Origin of the sequence: Bradyrhizobium sp. SZCCHNRI2009, assembly GCF_032485115.1 — a bacterium.
GTDB lineage: Bacteria > Pseudomonadota > Alphaproteobacteria > Rhizobiales > Xanthobacteraceae > Bradyrhizobium.
Window position 1 is genome coordinate 755,471 of sequence record NZ_JAUEUH010000001.1, and the last position, 18,026, is coordinate 773,496.

Below are 18,026 nucleotides of genomic sequence, written 5' to 3' on the forward strand. Positions count from 1 at the left end.
GTCCTTGCAAGTTCTTCAGGTGTCGCGAACGCGCCGGATGGGCGGGATCTTGAACGTGCCATCCTTAAGGGCAGTCTTGGGCTGATAGACCCTGACGCTGAGATTGAAGGGCAGGCTCGGCGGACACGGAAGCCAATTCGTCTCCTTGTCGGCGCCTGGTGATTGCGCCTGGATGTAGATATCGAGCGAGCCGTCTGGATTGTATTTGATCGGCATCGCCGAAGTTATGCCGTAGCGGTTGATCGCGTTCCGAACATAGAAATTCTCGCGATAGGGCGAGACCGACCAGACCCCAGCTTCGGATGGGAATATCTCGTCCTTCTCCAGATGGAGAACATACTTCGCCGCGCCGTCCAGCACGTTGCCGTCGCCATCGACAAAGGCGGTTGGATAGACCGCATCGTCCGATGTCAGCGCCCCCAATCCAAACCAGGCGATGAATGCCCGCGTGGTGTAGTCGGTACCGAAGCGACCGATATTCAGCGCGCCCTGCCAGCCGTTGACGGTCGGCGCAGTGTAGGGGCCTGTTTCCAGCTTGTACCAGACCTCGGCCGGCGCCCGGTTGATCCCCCGCAGAACGGCCGGATCGAGCTTGGACGGTTCAAAGTCCTTGCCGACCTCGATCCCGATGCGCTTGAGCTTGTCGATAGTCTTGGCGTCGTCAGGGTAAGGCGGGTTGTCCTTCAACGCAGCGGCGAGGCGCTTGAAGAACATCTCGCCGGTCATGAGCCGCACCTGATCGTACGGCGTCGCCGTTGTATCGACACTGGTGTCGATCGGCACATCGGAGGGTGGCGTGTAGGACTTGCCCCAGGCGCTGAGCGGCGTCAGTTGCAATTCATCCTGCAGCTTGTTGATTGCAACGAACTCCTTGGGGCTGTCGCATGCGATCTGGACCAGAACGGATGCGTAGCGGGTCGTCGAACGGAACGTTTGCTTGATGCCATTGGGCGCAACACCGTTCCATTTGGGGCCGGCGATCAGGAAGTTTCCGGCGCCAGTTCCGGTCGTCCGACTGCCCGCCGAGGCGAAATCGTCGGTCCACATGTTGAGCGCCTGCATGATGATGTATCGCCCCTGAGTGTCGGGCTGAGAATAGACGAACGGCTCCTTGTCCAGGTCGATGAATGAAAACGCCCAGAGGGAGTTGACGCTGATGCGGACGCAGTCTTTGAAATCCGGATCGACATAAGTCCGCATCCTGCCGAACTGGTTGACAGGCGCTTTATACTGTTCGGACTTCGACGTGGCCGTCATCACCGCTCGGGTTGCGTCCATCATGACAAGCGGAAAGCCGTAGACATAGCATTCCAACGCAAGAACATACGCCAGTTCTTCCTCGACATCGCCCTTCAGGTCGCCGAGTGCGCGCAGCAGCGGGCCGGCCGCCTCGCTTCTTGTGGATGACAAGGCTGTGCCCAGCCCGGCACCGAGTGCGGTCGTGAGCAGGCAGCGGCGATCAAGCGAAATGCCTTCCTGTCCAGCAGATGAATTCATGAGCGATCTCCTTTTCATTAACGCGCCGCTCGACCCATATTTGACCTAAGCTCGAAACGTCCCGTCTTTCGGTCGCAAGCCGTGGAAGAGGGAGACCACCGCAGATGACGCCCGGAACATATCGGATTCTGAGAGTGGGGAGCTTTTGCTCCCCACTGCTTTGCTGGGAATGACCAGGCTAGTCGTTTGCTTTGGTCGCGGCCTTCTGCATGGCTTTGCGATCTTCCTCAGCCAACTGTTCCGGCTTGATGTTGTAGGTCAGTTTGTCGATCTTGCCGGTGAATCGGAATGGCAGCGTATAGCTATCATCGACCGCGGTGCGGGTATCGAGCCCAACGTCCATGGATTCATCGATCGCCATCATGAATGGAATCGTGTGTTCCATTTTTTGTTGCGACAGCACCCGGCCGTCAACCGAAAGGACACCGCTGCCGCCTTTGCCGAGTCCGGGTCCATCGTATTTGAAGTCGAAGGCGATCTTGTGCTTACCCGGACTGAGCGCCTGGCCCAGCCAGTCATCGGCTCCAACGCCGCCCTCCCAGCTGTAACGTTTGAGATTGAGAAGATTGTAGACGAAGACCGGTTTACCCTTGAGCAGGTAAAGGCCGTAGCCACCGAACCTCCCGCCCATTGTAGCGATCATCCCTTCGGCACCGCCACTGGGCACGGTGATCTCGGCTGTGATCGTGTAGTCCCTGTTCAGGAGGCTGGGAGCATTGGCAATCGGAATGTCAGCGTTCTCACCGACATAGGTGAACTCCGTTCGCCCCGCCGTCCCACTCGGCCGCGGCGTGAGAAGTCGCGGGAGCACCGAGTTATCCAGCGGAAACACCTGGTACCTGCTCGCCTCCGCCGCAAACACCGCCTGCAGTTCCTTGAGCTTCTCGGGATTCTTCGCCGCAAGGTCGTCCGCCTGCGAGAAGTCCTCGGCAAGGTTGTAGAGCTCCCACTTGTACTGCTCGACCGGCGGCAGCGCCTTCGTGCCGACAAGCCACGGCGGCTCGGGTGGTGTGGTCGCGGCGTACCAGCCTTCGTGGTAAATGCCGCGGTTGGCGAACATCTCGAAGTACTGGGTCGTGCGCTTCGACGGTGCGTTGGCATTTGCCTTGTCGAACGTGTACGCCATGCTAACGCCTTCAATGGGCTTCTGCTTGATGCCGTCGACCATGTCGGGCGCCTTGATGCCGGCCGCCTCAAGGATTGTGGGCACGATGTCGATCACGTGATGAAACTGGGGGCGAATGCCTCCGACATCGTTGATGTGGCCGGGCCACAAGATAGCCATACCCTGCCGCGTCCCACCGAAATGCGACGCGATCTGCTTGGTCCACTTGAATGGCGTGTCGAACGCCCACGCCCACGGCACGGCCATGTGCGGATAGGTCTGGTCCGAACCCCAGGATTCGTAATATCGAAGATACTCGACCTCCGGCAAATCGAGCACGCCATTGGCGACCGTCAGCCAGTTTGGCGTACCCATCATCGAGCCTTCCGAACTCGTGCCGTTGTCGCCGTTGATGTAGATGATCAACGTGTTGTCGAGCTTGCCCATGTCTTCGACCGCCTGGATCACCCGGCCGATCTCATCGTCGACATAGGCGGTATAGGCCGCGAACACGTCGGCCTCGCGAATGACGATCTTTTTCTTCACCTCCGAGAGCGAATCCCACTTCGGCAAGACGTCCGGCCACGGCGTGAGCTGCGTGTTTGCGGGAATCACGCCCAATCGCTTCTGGTTGGCGAAGATCTGGTCTCGCAACTTCTCCCAGCCCTGGTCGAACAGGTGCATCTTGCTGATCTTGTCGATCCATTCCTTGGTTGGCTGGTGCGGGTCATGGGTTGCGCCAGGTACGTAGTAGACGAAGAACGGTTTCTCGGGCGCCGCGGCGTCAAGTTCCTTCATGTAACGGATCGCGTCGTCCGCCATGTCGGTGATCAGGTTGTAGCCCTTCTTCCCGACCCACGGGTAAACGGGGGTGTGGTCGCGGAACAGGTACGGCGTCCACTGGTCGGTCTCGCCACCCATGAAGCCGTAGAAGTACTGGAAGCCCATCCCGCTCGGCCATTGGTCGAACGGACCGGCCGCGCTGTATTGGAAGGACGGCGTGTTGTGGTTCTTGCCGAACCACGATGTGGCATATCCGTTGTCGCTCAGAATCCGGCCGATAGTCGCGTTCTCCGGACCGATGACCGAGTCATAGCCCGGATATCCAGTCGCCAGTTCGCTGATCTGGCCGAAGCCGACCGAGTGATGGTTGCGACCGGTGATCAGAGCCGCTCGCGTCGGCGAGCAGAGCGCCGTCGAGTGGAATTGGGTGTAGCGCAGGCCATTCTTGGCGATGCGATCGAGCGTTGGCGTTGGGATCACCCCGCCGAATGTGCTCGGCACGCCATAACCGGAATCGTCGGTCATGATCAGCAGAACGTTCGGCGCACCTTTACGCGGCACGACCGTCGGAGGCCACCACGGCTTCGAGGTCTTCGCATCCTCCGTGATCGTGCCGCCGAATTTCGGCGGTGGCGGTGGAAGCTGGTCGCCCGGAATGGTGATGGTCGCGGCCGGGGAGCCGAGCGGCGGCGTAGTCGGTTGCGCTTGCTGTGCAAACGCGGGGGCGGATATCGCCGACGTCAAAAACAATATGGAAGCAATCGCACGAAAATTCATCGCAGGCCCTCCCCAAGAGGTGCGCGCAACCGCGCAGATACTTGTGATCCTCTAGGACGGCGCAAGGAGCGACGTTGACGCAGATCAACCCACGCGCGAAGGCGCCTAGGGCAGATGCGATCGCCTGGCTGTGCTAACCAGCGGGGCACGCTCATCTATTGTATTATTGTATGGACCTGCCGATGTCTCACGCCGGTCAGGCATCTGCAAAGAACCATCAAATATCGAAGAAATACTGAAGAGCAGGACACGCGCACACGTTCGGCATCGTGCTGCACCGAACAAGTCGAATAACGGACCTTGAGCGAAATCAATGGGGAACATTTTCTGAGTCTCAAACCGTCAAGGGCAAGCTTTCCTGGTCTTCCTGGATCGACAGCGATACGCTATGCTCGCCTACAAGCTCAATCATCCCGTCGTCGGCGCCGCGCTCGCGATCACCTTGGTTGCAGTTTCGTTGGTTTCTTGGCAGAAGCTTTCTGCGAAGCATCGGCTTGCGATCAAGAGCGATCGTCTCGAGTAGGGCAATCGTCTTGACCTGGGAGATGGCTGTGCGGAGACAGCGTGGCCCTATGGATGTAGCTGGCAACTGCCTCCTGAAAGACGAGAAACCAAAAGGCACTTTCCCAAGCGGCGACAAGGTTTGTCTTGGTTTCTCTCATGATCACGCGCGAGGCTGTCCTGTCTCTTAGAGAGCCGCGTGAATTTCCCTAGGAACAAACAAGCAATTCTTTGCTAAGCGGCGGACCAGGGCGACACTGTGCTTCACTTGCAACATCCGGTTGCAAATTGTTCCCTGTCATCGTGACGGCTATCGCCCGGCGCAGTACGGCCTGTCATACTGTCAGCATCATGCTCGTCACTCACTATGAGCGAGGGTCGTGGTTCGGCAGGAGATTGCCATGAGAATGACGAGGGCGCTTGGCGCTATTGCATTTGCGACCATTGCATCAGTACCGACGATTGTCTCGGCAGATGAGAGCGGCATCAGCTTTTGGATTCCGGGCACATTCGGTAGCCTTGCCGCCACGCCTCAGCAGCCCGGTTGGTCGGCTGCGTCAATTTATTATCATACCTCAGTGTCTGCCGGCAGGGACGTGGCGCGCGCTCGTGAGATCCAGATCGGCCGTATTCCTGCGAATCTGACAGCTACCTTGAACGCAAACGTCAATGCGAACGTCGATCTTGGCCTGCTGAACGCGACCTACGTCTTCGCGACACCGGTTCTCGGTGGTCAGGCGTCTGCAAGCCTGATCGGAATCTACGGCGCAAATACAACCTCGCTCAATGGATTGGTGACGGGCTCGCTTTCAACACCGGGCGGCTCAATTCCGTTCTCGCGCTTTGATTCCGTCAGCGATTCCATCACTGGCTTCGGCGATTTGATCCCCCAATTCGCACTGCGCTGGAACGCGGGCGTCAACAACTACATGACCTACGTGATGGGTGACATCCCTGTCGGCGCTTACCAGTCCACGCGCCTCGCCAATATCGGGATCGGGCATGGGACGATCGATGCGGGCGGCGGCTACACCTATTTCAATCCACAGAGCGGACATGAGCTCTCCGGCGTGCTAGGCTTCACCTACAATTTCACAAATCCTGACACGCAGTATCAAAGCGGCGTCGACATGCACTTCGACTGGGGCGCTTCGCAATTCCTGAGCAAGCAGGTCCAGATCGGGCTGGTGGGCTACGTCTACAAGCAACTTGGCTGCGATAGCGGCTCCGGCGATCGCGTCGGCTGCTTCCGCTCGCAGGTCGCGGGTGTCGGCCCGCAGGTCGGGTTTATCTTCCCGGTCGGTGACATGCAAGGCTACCTCAACTTCAAGGCCTACAAGGAATTTGCCGCGGAAAACCGGCCTGACGGCTGGAACGCCTGGGTGACGTTTGTCATCTCGCCGGCAGCACCAACACCGACCGCGCCACCGAGGCGGATGATAACGAAATAAGGCTTTGATGAGCCGTGGCGGCCCAGCTCCCGCCCCGGCAATCGCCAGCTGACCTGCCCGGCTCTCCCCGGCGAGCGCGCTGCCCCACCGCTAGCTACACCACCACCGGGGACACGACCTCGGATCCGGCACGGTTGGTTGTGGATGCACGAGGAGCGGGGACTGATGTGAAGATTGCGCCTGCTAGAGTCGAGCTGTTCGCATGAGAAATTGCCGCAGAGCATTCAACTCGTGCGGGTGTAGCGCTATTTTGCAGCTTTGTGACTAACAACGACTAATCGTCATCTTTGCGGCATATGGTACCTCCAGCCCACGCAAGGGCGATCATTCGATCAGGGAGGCTATTTTGCATCGCTCTTCTATTCTGGTCCTCGTCGGTATCACTGCAAGCGCGGCGGCGTTTGCTCATGATCACCCCAGTCGGCTTCACGGGACCTATGCGATGACGGGCGCATCGGACTGTATCCAGAACTCGGCGTCGATCGGATTCGACTCGAACTTCTTGCCGAAGGGTCCGGTCGTGTTCTTCGCCACCACCGTCGACGGCGTCATGGTGTTTCGCGCCGACGGCACCGGCACGGTGAACAACCGGTCCTTCACGGTCGACGCCGGCGAAGGGACGACCAGCGATATCTCGTACCAAATCACCTACTCGATTGACCCCGGTGGCAAGCTGTCGGTCAAGGCGGTGCCAGGTACGTACAGCTCCACGACCCTGACCGGACCGAACGCCGGGTTGACGCAAGTCGTCGATGTTCCCGACACCAGCGGATTCATCGGCGAAGAAGCACGGGCCATCGTCCTCGCTCCGCCCGCGCCGACCGTCCTGACGGTCAGTCGTTCCAATGGCACCCAGTTTGCCCGGATCTGCAATGGATCTCTCATCATGACCCGCCTCAGCGACGACGACCGCTGATGTAAGGGCGAGCCATTGTTCTGATCGGGGAGGAAACCATATGCACCGCCTTCTTATTTTGGCCGCCGCTGCGACGGCAAGCACGGCCGCGTCTGCGAATGATCATGCAAGTCTACGCGGAACCTATGCGTTAGCTGGCAAATCGTTGTGCATCCGGAATCCGGCCGCTGTCGGATTCAATTCGAACTTCACGCCAAAGGTCGGCCCGCTGAAGCTCTTTTCCTTCACCGTCGAAGGCGTCATGGTGCTTCGCGCCGATGGCACCGGGATGATGGATGTCCAGGACTTCTCGGTGGACACCGGCGGAGGCGAGACCGGCGTTACCTCATACAAGTTCACCTACACGATCACCTCCGATGAGAGGGTGTTGCTCAAGGCGGTGCCGGGCACGTACAGCCACACGATCCTGACCGGCCCGATCGCCGGGCTGACGCAAGTCGCCGACGTTGCAGATGCGACTGGGGTGATCAGCGAGGGCGCGCGGACCATCACATTCGCCCAGCCCGCGCCGATCGTCCAATTGGTCAGCCGTTCCGATGGCAACCAGTACGCTCAGATCTGCAATGGATCGCGCATCTATATTCGCATCGGTGATGCCGATCGCTGATCTCGCCAACGGCGGCGCTCTGTGGCCGGCGCCGCCGTCCCGCCCCGAAGCTTGTTTCTCTCGCTCGGGCGGCCTCCTCGTCGCTCCCTTGGGCGCGGCGAGATCGGGTCCCCGCCGCCCGCAGCAAGGGATAAGAGGGGATGGTGTCGAAACCGATTGACCGCCCGCACCGTGAAAGGGACCGGATCAAGGTGAAAAACCGTAAGCGTCCGGCAATGGCGTGCCTGACGAAGCTCCTGCTCAAGCCAGCGCGAGCGCCTTGGTAAAGCCTCAATCCGGCCGTCACCAGCTGCTTTGAGATGCCTTCGCGTTGAAGCGCTTTGCCAAGTCTGGGATCACGTGGTGCAAGACATGGACGAAGCGGCCGTTGTAAGGCACGGACCCATCACGAGAATCCGATTCGGATCCGCATCCCTTGCGGGCCGGTCGTTGGGCGAGGTGAGCGTGACGAATCCGAGGACCATCGCAGAGACGAATGCTGCCGCCGTTCGGGCCGATGTCCGCGGCCGATCAGCCCATGATCGAGCCCAGGATCGAGCCAATGGCTCGACGCCGCTGCACGGTCGAGGCTGCGTGACCAGCGATCGGCTTCGCGTCGCGCTGGCCGCGGGACTGCTGGGGTTGGGATCGTTGCTGTCGGGCTGCGCCGGCATGAGCGACAGCGTGTCGACCGCCTTCGCGGATCCGGCCAAGTATGAGCTCTATGACTGCAAGCAGCTCGAGGCCGAGCGCAAGGCGCTGGCCGGGCGCGCAGCCGAGCTGCAGGGCCTGATGGCCAAGGCAGAGACCGGAGCCGGCGGCGCGGTGGTGGCCGAGGTCGCCTATCGCAACGACTATATCGCGATCCGTGGCCAGACCCAGTTCGCCGAAGAGGCCTGGCGCCGCAACAAGTGCCAGGAGACCCCGGCACCGCAGCCGGCTGCTGCGAAATCCGGCAAGCCGGTCAAGCCGGCGCGTCCCGCGCGGCCGATGGCCTCCGGTGCGGGCACGCCGTCGACCCTGCCGCGGGACGGCTCGGTCTACTGAGACCGGGCCGCTTCGCCTACGGCCGCCAGTCGTAGATCCAGCTCTGCCGCGCCGACAGGCGCTGCGGGCCGAGCGCCTTGATGCTGAGGTCGCGGGCCAGCGCCAGCGGTCCGGTCATGTGATAGAGGCGGCCCTGATTGCGTGCGGTGCGCTGCACCTGGCCGACGCGCGGGCGGCGCAGCTTGGCGTAGCGTTTCAGCGCAGCCGGGATCGCGCCCGGACCGTCCGGGCGCGCCTCGCTCAGGCACTTGGCGAGCACCACCGCGTCCTCGATCGCCATTCCCGCGCCCTGCGCTGCAAAGGGCAGCATGGCGTGCGCGGCGTCGCCCAGCAGCGCGACGCTGCCCTCGGTCCATTCGATGCCTTCGGGGACGCCGAACAGCGCCCATTTGCGCCAGCCGTCGACCGCATTGAGCAGCAGCCGCGCCGTCGCGGGCCAGCGCGGCGGCGCGAACGCCGCCTTCAGCTCGCTCGGATCACCTTCCGTGCTCCAGCCCGGCCGGTTCCAGGTCCCCGGCACCACCGCGACCACGTTGACCTGGCGGCCGGCCGAAATCGGATAGGCGACGAGATGGGCCTCGGGGCCCATCCAGAGCTGCACCCGCGCTGCCGTCAATTCGCGTGGCAATTGCCGGGCGTCGAGCGTGCCACGCCAGGCGATCAGGCCGGAGAACTCGGCGCGGACCTGCGGAAACAGGTGGTGCCGGACCGCCGACCACACGCCGTCGGCGCCGATCAGCGCCAGCGCCACGTCCTGGCGGCGCTCATTGCCGCGGCGATGCACCACGGTCAGGCCCTTGGCGTGGGCGGCGACGTCCTCGAACTGGCAGCCGAGCCGCAGTTCGACGTCCGGATGCGCCATCACCTCCGCGGCCAGCGCCGCCTGCAGATCGGCGCGGTGGATCACCCAATAAGGCGCGCCAGCCGCCTGGCTCGCGGCCTCGCCGAGCGGCAGGCGGGCGATCTCGCCGCCGGCCCGCGCGCTCATGATGCTGACGGCGTCGGGCACCACGGCACGCGCGGTCAGCCGCGGCCCCAGGCCGAGATCGAGCAGGATACGGCTGGCGTTGGGCGAGAGCTGCAGGCCGGCGCCGACCTCCTCGAGCCGTTCGGCCTTCTCCAGCACGACGACGCGGAAGCCCTTGGTGGCGAGCGCGAGCGCAGCCGTCAGGCCGCCAATTCCGGCCCCCGCCACATAGACGGTACGCGATGCCACGACACGCCGATCAGGCGACGTCCTTCAGCACGCATTCCGGCGGCCGCGCCTCGCCGGCGGCGAGGTCCGGCGCATAGCGGTACAGCGTCGAGCAGTACGGGCAGATGATCTCTTTGTCGTTGCCGAGATCGAGGAACACGTGCGGATGATCGAACGGCGGATTGGCGCCCACGCACATGAACTCATGCGAGCCGATCTCGATGACGGGGACTCCGGCATCGTTGTTGAAATGCGGGACGATGTTATCGGCCATCGGTATCACCTCGCGTGGCAACGGGAGCGTATGCGGTCAGCACGACGGAGCAGGACGGGACTGAGGTCGCACGGCCGCGCGCGTCGAAAACGGCGCGACCATACTGAGCCTTAAGGCCAATTCCTAGTGCTGGGAACCCGCGTTTGGTGCAACGCACGCCGTTATGTTGTGGCCTGTGGATTCGACACAAACTCAGGGCCGCCGAGAAGCCCTTCTTTCGTCGGGGCCGTTGTGTCAGGCACAAAAATTATTATGTCTCTCCGCATCGTTCCCGCGAAAACGTGAAGGCGGCGTGATCTCGAAGCGAATCAAGCTGGGACTCGGTCTGGCGCTGGCCGGGCTCGCCGTGAGCGCCGCGGTCGGCGCTGCGATATGGCCGCACGCCTATGGGGCCGGAGCCATCGTCGTGGCGCAGGACGATCCGGCGAGGCTGTCGGAGCTTCAGATCGCGTCCGTTCTGCAGAACGATCCGGCGCGGATCATCAGCAATATCGAGGACGCGCTCGCCGCCGGCGATCCAGATCTCGCGGAGAGCTTCGTCGCGCTCGCGCGGGATCAGCAGGTGGTGCTCGACGAGGGGCTGGTGCAGCGCGTGAGCGATGCGGTGGCCGCCGAGAAGGCGCCGGCCAGCGTTGCCAAGCGGTTCGCGACCGGGCTCGTCACCGGCCAGGCCGACGACGTCGCGAGCCTGTCCGGCACGGTAGCCGGCGATCTCTTCGTGTTCGGCGACATCCGCGACGCGGTCCGCGAAGGCAAGCATCTGGTGATGGGCGAGGAGACCGACCGCCTGGTGCTGGGCCTGGCCACGGCCGGTCTTGCCGTCACCGCCGCAACCTATGCCTCGGCCGGCACCGCCGCGCCAGTGCGGGCCGGGCTGACGCTGGTGAAGGATGCGCGAAAGGTTGGCCGGCTGGGCGAGGGGCTCGCCGCCTGGGCGGGACGTTCCGCGCGCGAGGTGGTCGATGCGCCGCTGCTGCAGCAGGCGGTGGCCTCGGGCTCGGTGCTTCGTCCGGGCCAGACCGCGACCGCGATCCGGGCGGCGTTCCGCGCCGAGAAGGCCGGCGCGCTGGTGCGGCTCGCCAAGGATGTCGGCCGCATCACCGAAAAGGCCGGCACGCGCGGCGCACTGGATTCGCTCAAGCTCGCCGAAGGACCGAAGGACATCGCCCGCGCGGCCCGCCTGGCGGAGGCCAAGGGCGGGCAGACGCGGGCGATCCTGAAGCTGCTCGGCCGCGGCGCGCTGCTGCTGACCGCGGGCGCATTCAATCTCGCGCTCTGGCTGTTCGGCGCGCTGATGACGCTGCTCAGCTTCGTCGCATCGCTGAAGGCGATGACCGAGCGGGCCACCCAGGCCTGGCTCGACCGGAGCCGGCGGCGCCGCCTGCGCCGGATGCAGACCGCGGCCGTCGCTCCCGAACTGGCCGCAACCGCGTCCTGCGGCTAGAGCATGATCCGGAAAAGTGGAAGCCGGTTTTCCGAAAAGATCATGCTCAAACAAAGGGATAAGATCATGATGCGATTCCGTGGAATCGCATCATGATCTAGACTTCGTCCGACCAGCTTCACTCCAGCGTTCCGGGATTCGCGACCGATGCCGAGCTTTCACAACGGCGCCGTTGAAATTGCCTTCATCGACGAGGGGGAGGGCGATCCGATCGTGCTCGTCCATGGCTTTGCCTCGAGCAAGAACGTCAACTGGGTCTATCCGGCCTGGATCTCCGAATTGCGCAAGGATGGCCGCCGGGTGATCGCGCTCGACAACCGCGGCCATGGCGATTCGGCCAAGCTGTACGACCCCACGCTGTATTCGATCGCGGAGATGGCGAGCGACGTCACGGCGCTGATGGATCATCTCGGCCTCGCCAGCGCCGACGTGATGGGCTACTCGCTCGGCGGCCGCATCGCCGCGCATATCGCGCTCACCGCGCCAGAGCGGCTGCGTTCGGCGATCTTCGGCGGCATCGGCATGGCGATGATCGAAGGCGGCGGTCCCGGCGAGAACGTCGCCGCCGCGCTCGAGGCGCCCTCGATCGATAACGTGACCGATCCCGTGGGCCGCACCTTCCGCGCCTTCGCCGACCAGACCCGCTCCGACCGTCTGGCGCTGGCCGCCTGCATGCGCGGCTCGCGCGGCCTGATCTCGCGCGACGACGCCCGCCGTATCGCCGTGCCGGTGCTGGTCGCGGTCGGCACGGCCGACGAAGTGTCGGGCTCCGGTCCGGCGCTCGGCGCGCTCATCCCCGGTGCCGAAGTGCTCGATATCCCCAATCGCGATCACATGCGCGCGGTCGGCGACAAGGTCTACAAGGCCGGGGTGATCGACTTTCTGTCACGGCGCTGAAGCCGTAGCCCGGGCGAGCGCAGCGCCCCCAAGGGGTCTCCGGCATAGCGCGCGAGACCCCGCATGTCACAATCGCCGACCGGCGCCGGCTGTCGCTGATGCGGGCCACGGGGGCGTCATGCGGCGGAGCCGTCCACACGCTCGCCGCTGAACCACCTCATCGCCGCGATCAGCGCGGTGAAGGTGGCGATCCACACCATCCGGGCGCCGTAGCGGTCATGCGGGCCGGAGATGACGCCGCAGATCACGGCATTGCCGAGCAGTGCCAGGGTCACGGTGATGGCGAGCAGGGCCACGTCGTCGCGTCGCCGGCGCCAGATCGCGTGCGCCGCGATCGCCGCCGCCGCCAGCATCGAGGCCAGCGCGACCGGCACGTGCAGCCAGTTGATGACGGCGAAACTGATCTCCCAGTGCTGCTGGTGTGCGGCGCGCATCTTCTTGACCTGCGAGGGGATGTAGCGCTCGATGATGCCATAGGTGTGCGGTAGCCAGCCGTTGGTGCCCTCGCCGGTCGCCACATGCACCAGCTGCTCGGCGGTGGCGACCGCGGCGGCCCTGGCCTGCCACAGCGGGTAGGCCGCGAGCGACCGCTTCACGATGAAGCCCATCTCGTCGTTCATGCCCTCGAAGCGGCCGAGCTTGTTGAACATGCTGTTGCCCCACAGGAAGTCGTCGGCGGTGGGCGGCAGCTCGTTGCGATAGGGGCAGAGCTTCAGCTTCTCGCGGGCGCAATGGTCCTTCAGATATTGCGCCACGATGCCGTCCTGGAGCATGCGGCCGAAGGCGACGCCGGTACCGCCCGGCGTCCACGCGAGCTGGCCGGACAGGGCAAAGTTGGCCGCGAGCAGCATCGCCGCACCCGCGACGATCGTCATGCTGGCCTGGATCAGGCCGGAGAGCGCGATCTGCCGGCGCAGCCAGGGATAGGCGATCCAGCCGGCGCAGCACAGGCCGAACAGCACGCCGAGCGTGGCGCTGTGGGTGGCGGAGGCGAAGGCGACGAAGCCGAACAGCGCGCACTTTTCCAGGACGGTGGTCCGGCGCGCCTGGGTGACCATGATGTAGAGCGCGAGCACCGACAGGCCGGCGAAGATGTCGGTCAGCAGCATGCTGGCGAGCCAGGGCAGGGCGGTGGTCAGGATCAGCAGCAGGCCGATCCAGAGCAGACGCAGCGGTTGGGCCAGTCCCAGCAGGCGCAAGGTGAGCTGCAGGATCCACAGCGTCGCCAGCGCCTGCAGGCCGAGATTGAGCCAGAAGCTCGAGCCCTCGCCCCAATGCAGATAGAGCCCGAACACGGTCGAGCGGCTCGGCACCAGATAGCCTTCGTACCAGCGCGCGAGATAGCCCCCGGTGTCCCACTGCAGCAGCGGGTAGCCGTTCCACAGCGCCGGCGCGACCAGGAAGAGCGGGATGACGATGACGGGGAGCCAGGCCAATCCGGCCTCGGTCGCGCGTTCGTCCAGGATCTGAGTGTTACTGATACCCGTGTCCCCCCGATCAGGAGCACCGTGGCCGAAGTATGGTCAGGGCGATATTCACTAGTAGACGCAGAGCGATGGATGGTAAAGCCGATCCCGTGATCGAACGGGGGCCGCCGGCCTTCGATCCCCCCGGGTGGTTCCTTTTTGCCGCAGCCACCGGTATCCGCCCCATCCGCCCGCAGGGTGCTCCAGGGGCGGGAACCGATTGCTTCCCCGGTGATCGTCTTGATTTCGGGTTCCTGCTGCCCACCTTGAGCCGACGCGGTGCCGAATGGCATGGCGGCGCAACCGGGACGTCACCGGCGGGGCGTAACGGAAATGTCTCAATCCCGTGTTCTCTGGGAGGCAGGCTGGCTGGAATGGATCCCCGGCCTCGCGCAGCCCGCTGAGGACATCGTTCCATGCGCCGTGCTATAAGGCCCGCCCACTGAAACTGCGAGAAGCAGCCATGGCTATGCATCAGACCAATCCGCAGCAGGGCAGCAAGCTGGCGACGCTTGATCCGATATGGGATCGGATCCGCCACGAGGCAGAAGAGATCGTGCGTCGCGAGCCCGAGCTTGCGACCTTCATCTATTCAACCGTTCTGCACCACGGCCGTCTCGAGGATTCGGTCGTGCACCGGGTTGCCGATCGTCTCGATCATTCCGCGCTGTCGGGCGACCTGATCCGCCAGACCTTCGACGACGCGCTGCGCGACGAGCCGGACCTCGGCCATGCGTTTCGCGCCGATCTCGTCGCCGTCTACGATCGCGATCCCGCCACCACGCGCTTCATCGATCCGTTGCTCTACTTCAAGGGCTTTCACGCGCTGCAGACGCACCGGCTGGCGCATTGGCTGTACCGCAAGAGCCGCAAGGATTTCGCGTTCTATCTGCAGAGCCGGTCTTCGGCGGTGTTCCAGACCGACATCAATCCGGCGGCGCGCATCGGCCGCGGCATCTTCCTCGATCACGCCACCGGCTTCGTCTGCGGCGAAACGGCCATCATCGAGGACAACGTCTCGATTCTGCACGGCGTGACGCTCGGCGGCACAGGCAAGGAGAACGAGGATCGGCATCCCAAGATTCGTCACGGCGTGCTGATCGGCGCCGGCGCCAAGGTGCTCGGCAACATCGAAGTCGGTCATTGCGCGCGCATTGCCGCCGGTTCAGTCGTCGTGAAGCCGGTGCCGAACAACGTCACCGTCGCAGGCGTGCCGGCGAAGATCGTCGGCGAGGCCGGTTGTGCGGAGCCGTCGCGCACCATGGATCAGATGATCAACGCGATCGGGATCTGAGCCGCGAGCGCGTCGGCGACAGCGAAGTCAAGACCTTCTCATCCAGGGAAATTCGTGCGAACACATTGGCGTCTGTGGATTTGACGATCCGCCGTTTGTCTTGGCGGAGTGAATGTGAGATCCACGGCGTCCCTTTCAGGTCGTTCGACATCGCCGGCTCGTCTTGCCTCGATCGATGGGCTGGAATGTCGAACTCATAAGGACACGGACGTTCGCGCTGCAACGTCCGCATCATCTGCAAACCTCGCTGTCGATTGGAGATCACCGTGGACGTTCAGGAAGTCAGGAAGCTCGACGCGTATCTGAAGCGCGTGTTCGGCAATCCCAAGATCCGTGTGGTGCCGCGGCCGAAGAAGGAAGACTCCGCCGAGGTCTATATCGGCGAAGAGTTCATCGGCGTGCTGTTCGTCGACGACGAGGACGACGACCGCTCGTTCCAGTTCCAGATGGCGATCCTGGAAGACGATCTGGTCGAGTAGTTGCCGGATGCAGCGGCCCGCATGAGCGCGAAGCGCATGCGGGGACGCTTGCGAAGATGGCGGCGTTGCCAGAACGAATCGTGGTGCAGGCGCGCCCAGGGGCGCGCTCGCGCGGGTTGAGAGAGCAGCTCCCGCAGACCGGCTCCAGCGTGCTTACGCACACGCTGTCAGCACGCAATCCGTCCGCGGATGAGCCCAGCTTCCATCCACGCCGTCATTCCGGGGCGCGCGAAGCGCGAGCCCGGAATCCATAGCCCCAGGACGGCGTGAGACGCGCGATGGCCGTGGCGCATGTGGTCGCCCCAACATCCGCTCGTGAGTATGGATTCCGGGCTCACGCTTCGCGTGCCCCGGAATGACGATCGGAGAGAGTTTGGCAGCTCTCACATTCGACGTCCGTGCGCGGGCTGCGCTCATCCGGGCCACGATTTCAACGATTGCCTACGACCTACTTCACCGCGTGCATCTGCGCAGTCAGCCGCTCCATCGCGCTCGCCACGTCCTGCCATTGCGACAGCCAGCTGCGAGGGTAGCGAAACACGAGATCCGCGCCCTCGACGCGGCGCTCGCTGAGGCACATGCCCGGCGTGGCGGCATCACGCGTGCAGCGGGCGACCAGCAAAGGCTGCTCGGCCGTGAACAGATCCTCCATGTCGTACGCTGTGCCCGCGCGGAAGCTTCGCAGGCTCAATCCGTCCTGCACCGGCACGGCCGTCGGATTGAGATAGCGCGGATAGATCGTCTTCAGTCGCGTCTCGGGCGACATCGCGTCGTGATGCGCCGATATCGAGACGAAGATGCGATCGATCGGGTGCGGCGCCTGATCGATCTGGTCGGCGCTGACGTGATGCGGCGCCTCGGGCGGCGTGAGCGAGGGATATTCGAAGCCGAGATCGACGCGCTCCTGCGGCCCCGTATGGCGCTGGATCTTCACCCGGATGGCGGCCGCCGGCACGTTGAACACGGTGCCGCCGATGCTGACCGGCAGGCGCTCGGGTCCCTTGAAGGTGCCGGCGCGCCAGGTCGGCCAGAGCAGGTAGGCGACCAGCGCGATTGCCGCCGCCGCCAGCACGCAGCCCAGGATGATCGGCACGGCATGGCCATGTCCGTTCGAAGGGCGGGCACTGCGGACCGAAAACATCGTCATGACGGGCAGGGGATCTCAAGGACCGAATCAGCGCCGACTATGCCATGGCGATGCGGCATTCTGCAGAAACTTACCTGCAGGGAGCCGCGCACCGGCCGCGGCCACCATTAACCCTTCCTTAAGGATAATGTGGCGGGCGCGGTCGCTTTTTGCCAAACCAGCATCGGTCAGTTCTGCAAGTGTGTGAGTGCGTACGATGTCGGCAGAGGCGTTCAATTCCCTGTTCTCGCTCCTCATCGGTTTCGCCTTGGCCGGCGCCTTGGCGAGCGGCTACCAGGCCTATGCCGAACGTCCGCCGGGCTTCGAGCTGCTGCAGGAGGGCGTCACGCCCCGGCGGTTCGCCGCGGTGCCATTCCTGGTGTTCGCCGCGCCTTTCATCATCATGCGCAACACGCTGCGCGGCGCCCGCATCGAGCGCCGTCGCTTCGAGTTCGTGATGCTGGCGACCGTGATCGCCGGCTTCTGGAGCATGATGTGCGGCACCTTCGTGGTGATGACGCTGCGCGCCGCGGGCGTGCTGGCCTAGTTCCCGTGCCGGGCGCCGCAGCGGCGCTTGCTTGAAATCGCTCCGGGGGCTGTGCCAAGGTCGCCTGCGAACGGGAGACCTCGATGGCCATCTACGAACTCGACGGGCAGGCGCCCAAGCTGCCGGCGGACGGCAACTACTACATCGCCGACAATGCCACCGTGATCGGCCGGGTGAAGCTCGCCAAGGAGGTCACGGTCTGGTTTGGCGCGGTGATCCGCGGCGACAATGACTGGATCGAGATCGGCGAGAGCTCCAACATCCAGGACAACGCCACCTGTCACGTCGATCCTGGCTTCCCGCTGCGCGTCGGCCGCAACGTCACCGTCGGCCACAACGTGATCCTGCACGGCTGCACGGTCGAGGATGATGCCCTGATCGGCATGGGCTCGATCATCATGAATGGCGCGCATATCCGCCGTGGCAGCGTCGTCGGCGCCGGCGCCATCATCACCGAGGGCAAGGATTTTCCGGAATACTCGCTGATCATCGGCGCGCCCGCGCGTGTCGTGCGCACGCTGGAGCCGGCGCAGGTCGAGCGCATGGGCATCGCGGCCAAGGCCTATGTCGCCAAGGGACCGCGCTACACCAAGGGTCTGAAGAAGATCGGCTGACATCACGGCCGATGGAGTCGGAGATTC

General features: G+C 63.9%; 17 protein-coding genes. 11 read left to right on the top strand and 6 right to left on the bottom strand.

Features of this window, described 5'->3' with window-relative positions:
• Window positions 1-15 precede the first annotated feature (15 nt).
• Entirely contained in the window at window positions 16-1,497 is a 1,482-nt protein-coding gene (locus tag QX041_RS03435; RefSeq protein ID WP_315826230.1) for a DUF1254 domain-containing protein, read from the bottom strand.
• Between the two features lie 178 nt (window positions 1,498-1,675).
• On the bottom strand, window positions 1,676-4,162 hold the full coding sequence (locus QX041_RS03440; protein WP_316164481.1) for an arylsulfatase: 2,487 nt from the start codon (window positions 4,160-4,162) through the stop codon (window positions 1,676-1,678).
• 388 nt (window positions 4,163-4,550) lie between these two features.
• On the opposite strand from QX041_RS03440, the gene QX041_RS03445 reads away from it, so the two are divergent.
• The 5 genes from QX041_RS03445 (at window position 4,551) to QX041_RS03465 (ending at window position 8,663) form a co-directional block, all read left to right on the top strand.
• Window positions 4,551-4,685: a hypothetical protein gene (locus tag QX041_RS03445; protein WP_316164482.1), complete on the top strand. Its 135-nt coding sequence runs from the start codon at window positions 4,551-4,553 to the stop codon at window positions 4,683-4,685.
• A 385-nt stretch (window positions 4,686-5,070) separates the two neighbouring features.
• Complete coding sequence (locus tag QX041_RS03450; protein ID WP_315714978.1) at window positions 5,071-6,114, top strand: transporter; 1,044 nt, start codon at window positions 5,071-5,073, stop codon at window positions 6,112-6,114.
• A gap of 442 nt (window positions 6,115-6,556) precedes the next feature.
• Window positions 6,557-7,030 (top strand): hypothetical protein, encoded by a 474-nt coding sequence (locus QX041_RS03455; RefSeq protein ID WP_315729345.1) that lies wholly within the window; start codon window positions 6,557-6,559, stop codon window positions 7,028-7,030.
• A gap of 40 nt (window positions 7,031-7,070) precedes the next feature.
• Window positions 7,071-7,637 (top strand): hypothetical protein, encoded by a 567-nt coding sequence (locus QX041_RS03460; protein ID WP_316164483.1) that lies wholly within the window; start codon window positions 7,071-7,073, stop codon window positions 7,635-7,637.
• Window positions 7,638-8,288: 651 nt separating this feature from the next.
• On the top strand, window positions 8,289-8,663 hold the full coding sequence (locus tag QX041_RS03465) for a hypothetical protein (protein WP_409999229.1): 375 nt from the start codon (window positions 8,289-8,291) through the stop codon (window positions 8,661-8,663).
• A gap of 16 nt (window positions 8,664-8,679) precedes the next feature.
• Here QX041_RS03465 and QX041_RS03470 read toward each other — a convergent pair whose 3' ends face one another.
• Both QX041_RS03470 and QX041_RS03475 read right to left on the bottom strand, forming a co-directional pair.
• Window positions 8,680-9,879, bottom strand: coding sequence for an FAD-dependent monooxygenase (locus QX041_RS03470; RefSeq protein ID WP_315714693.1), 1,200 nt, complete (start codon window positions 9,877-9,879; stop codon window positions 8,680-8,682).
• Between the two features lie 10 nt (window positions 9,880-9,889).
• Entirely contained in the window at window positions 9,890-10,132 is a 243-nt protein-coding gene (locus QX041_RS03475) for a zinc-finger domain-containing protein (RefSeq protein ID WP_315714692.1), read from the bottom strand.
• 292 nt (window positions 10,133-10,424) lie between these two features.
• On the opposite strand from QX041_RS03475, the gene QX041_RS03480 reads away from it, so the two are divergent.
• Window positions 10,425-11,576, top strand: a complete 1,152-nt coding sequence (locus tag QX041_RS03480; protein ID WP_410051846.1) for a hypothetical protein — start codon at window positions 10,425-10,427, stop codon at window positions 11,574-11,576.
• Between the two features lie 147 nt (window positions 11,577-11,723).
• Entirely contained in the window at window positions 11,724-12,473 is a 750-nt protein-coding gene (locus QX041_RS03485) for an alpha/beta hydrolase (RefSeq protein ID WP_315714691.1), read from the top strand.
• 116 nt (window positions 12,474-12,589) lie between these two features.
• On the opposite strand, the gene QX041_RS03490 is transcribed toward QX041_RS03485, so the two are convergent.
• Complete coding sequence (locus QX041_RS03490) at window positions 12,590-13,954, bottom strand: hypothetical protein (protein ID WP_410051857.1); 1,365 nt, start codon at window positions 13,952-13,954, stop codon at window positions 12,590-12,592.
• A 448-nt stretch (window positions 13,955-14,402) separates the two neighbouring features.
• Here QX041_RS03490 and cysE point away from each other — a divergent pair, with 448 nt between their 5' ends.
• Window positions 14,403-15,233, top strand: a complete 831-nt coding sequence (gene cysE, locus QX041_RS03495; RefSeq protein ID WP_315714689.1) for a serine O-acetyltransferase — start codon at window positions 14,403-14,405, stop codon at window positions 15,231-15,233.
• A gap of 266 nt (window positions 15,234-15,499) precedes the next feature.
• Entirely contained in the window at window positions 15,500-15,712 is a 213-nt protein-coding gene (locus QX041_RS03500) for a DUF3126 family protein (protein WP_006611186.1), read from the top strand.
• Between the two features lie 448 nt (window positions 15,713-16,160).
• Here QX041_RS03500 and QX041_RS03505 read toward each other — a convergent pair whose 3' ends face one another.
• A complete protein-coding gene (locus QX041_RS03505; RefSeq protein WP_316164485.1) occupies window positions 16,161-16,859 on the bottom strand; it encodes a hypothetical protein in 699 nt (232 codons plus the stop codon).
• Window positions 16,860-17,055: 196 nt separating this feature from the next.
• Between QX041_RS03505 and QX041_RS03510 the strand changes: the two genes are divergently transcribed.
• Complete coding sequence (locus QX041_RS03510) at window positions 17,056-17,385, top strand: DUF6949 family protein (RefSeq protein WP_009027540.1); 330 nt, start codon at window positions 17,056-17,058, stop codon at window positions 17,383-17,385.
• Between the two features lie 83 nt (window positions 17,386-17,468).
• Complete coding sequence (locus QX041_RS03515) at window positions 17,469-17,999, top strand: gamma carbonic anhydrase family protein (RefSeq protein WP_316164486.1); 531 nt, start codon at window positions 17,469-17,471, stop codon at window positions 17,997-17,999.
• Window positions 18,000-18,026: the final 27 nt, after the last annotated feature.

Bases quoted from the DNA above. Each gene is read 5' to 3' on its own strand.
- QX041_RS03435 (WP_315826230.1), bottom strand. From the start codon at position 1,497: ATGAATTCATCTGCTGGACAGGAAGGCATTTCGCTTGATCGCCGCTGC.
- QX041_RS03440 (WP_316164481.1), bottom strand. From the start codon at position 4,162: ATGAATTTTCGTGCGATTGCTTCCATATTGTTTTTGACGTCGGCGATA.
- QX041_RS03445 (WP_316164482.1), top strand. From the start codon at position 4,551: ATGCTCGCCTACAAGCTCAATCATCCCGTCGTCGGCGCCGCGCTCGCG.
- QX041_RS03450 (WP_315714978.1), top strand. From the start codon at position 5,071: ATGACGAGGGCGCTTGGCGCTATTGCATTTGCGACCATTGCATCAGTA.
- QX041_RS03455 (WP_315729345.1), top strand. From the start codon at position 6,557: ATGACGGGCGCATCGGACTGTATCCAGAACTCGGCGTCGATCGGATTC.
- QX041_RS03460 (WP_316164483.1), top strand. From the start codon at position 7,071: ATGCACCGCCTTCTTATTTTGGCCGCCGCTGCGACGGCAAGCACGGCC.
- QX041_RS03465 (WP_409999229.1), top strand. From the start codon at position 8,289: ATGAGCGACAGCGTGTCGACCGCCTTCGCGGATCCGGCCAAGTATGAG.
- QX041_RS03475 (WP_315714692.1), bottom strand. From the start codon at position 10,132: ATGGCCGATAACATCGTCCCGCATTTCAACAACGATGCCGGAGTCCCC.
- QX041_RS03485 (WP_315714691.1), top strand. From the start codon at position 11,724: ATGCCGAGCTTTCACAACGGCGCCGTTGAAATTGCCTTCATCGACGAG.
- cysE (WP_315714689.1), top strand. From the start codon at position 14,403: ATGGCTATGCATCAGACCAATCCGCAGCAGGGCAGCAAGCTGGCGACG.
- QX041_RS03505 (WP_316164485.1), bottom strand. From the start codon at position 16,859: ATGACGATGTTTTCGGTCCGCAGTGCCCGCCCTTCGAACGGACATGGC.
- QX041_RS03510 (WP_009027540.1), top strand. From the start codon at position 17,056: ATGTCGGCAGAGGCGTTCAATTCCCTGTTCTCGCTCCTCATCGGTTTC.
- QX041_RS03515 (WP_316164486.1), top strand. From the start codon at position 17,469: ATGGCCATCTACGAACTCGACGGGCAGGCGCCCAAGCTGCCGGCGGAC.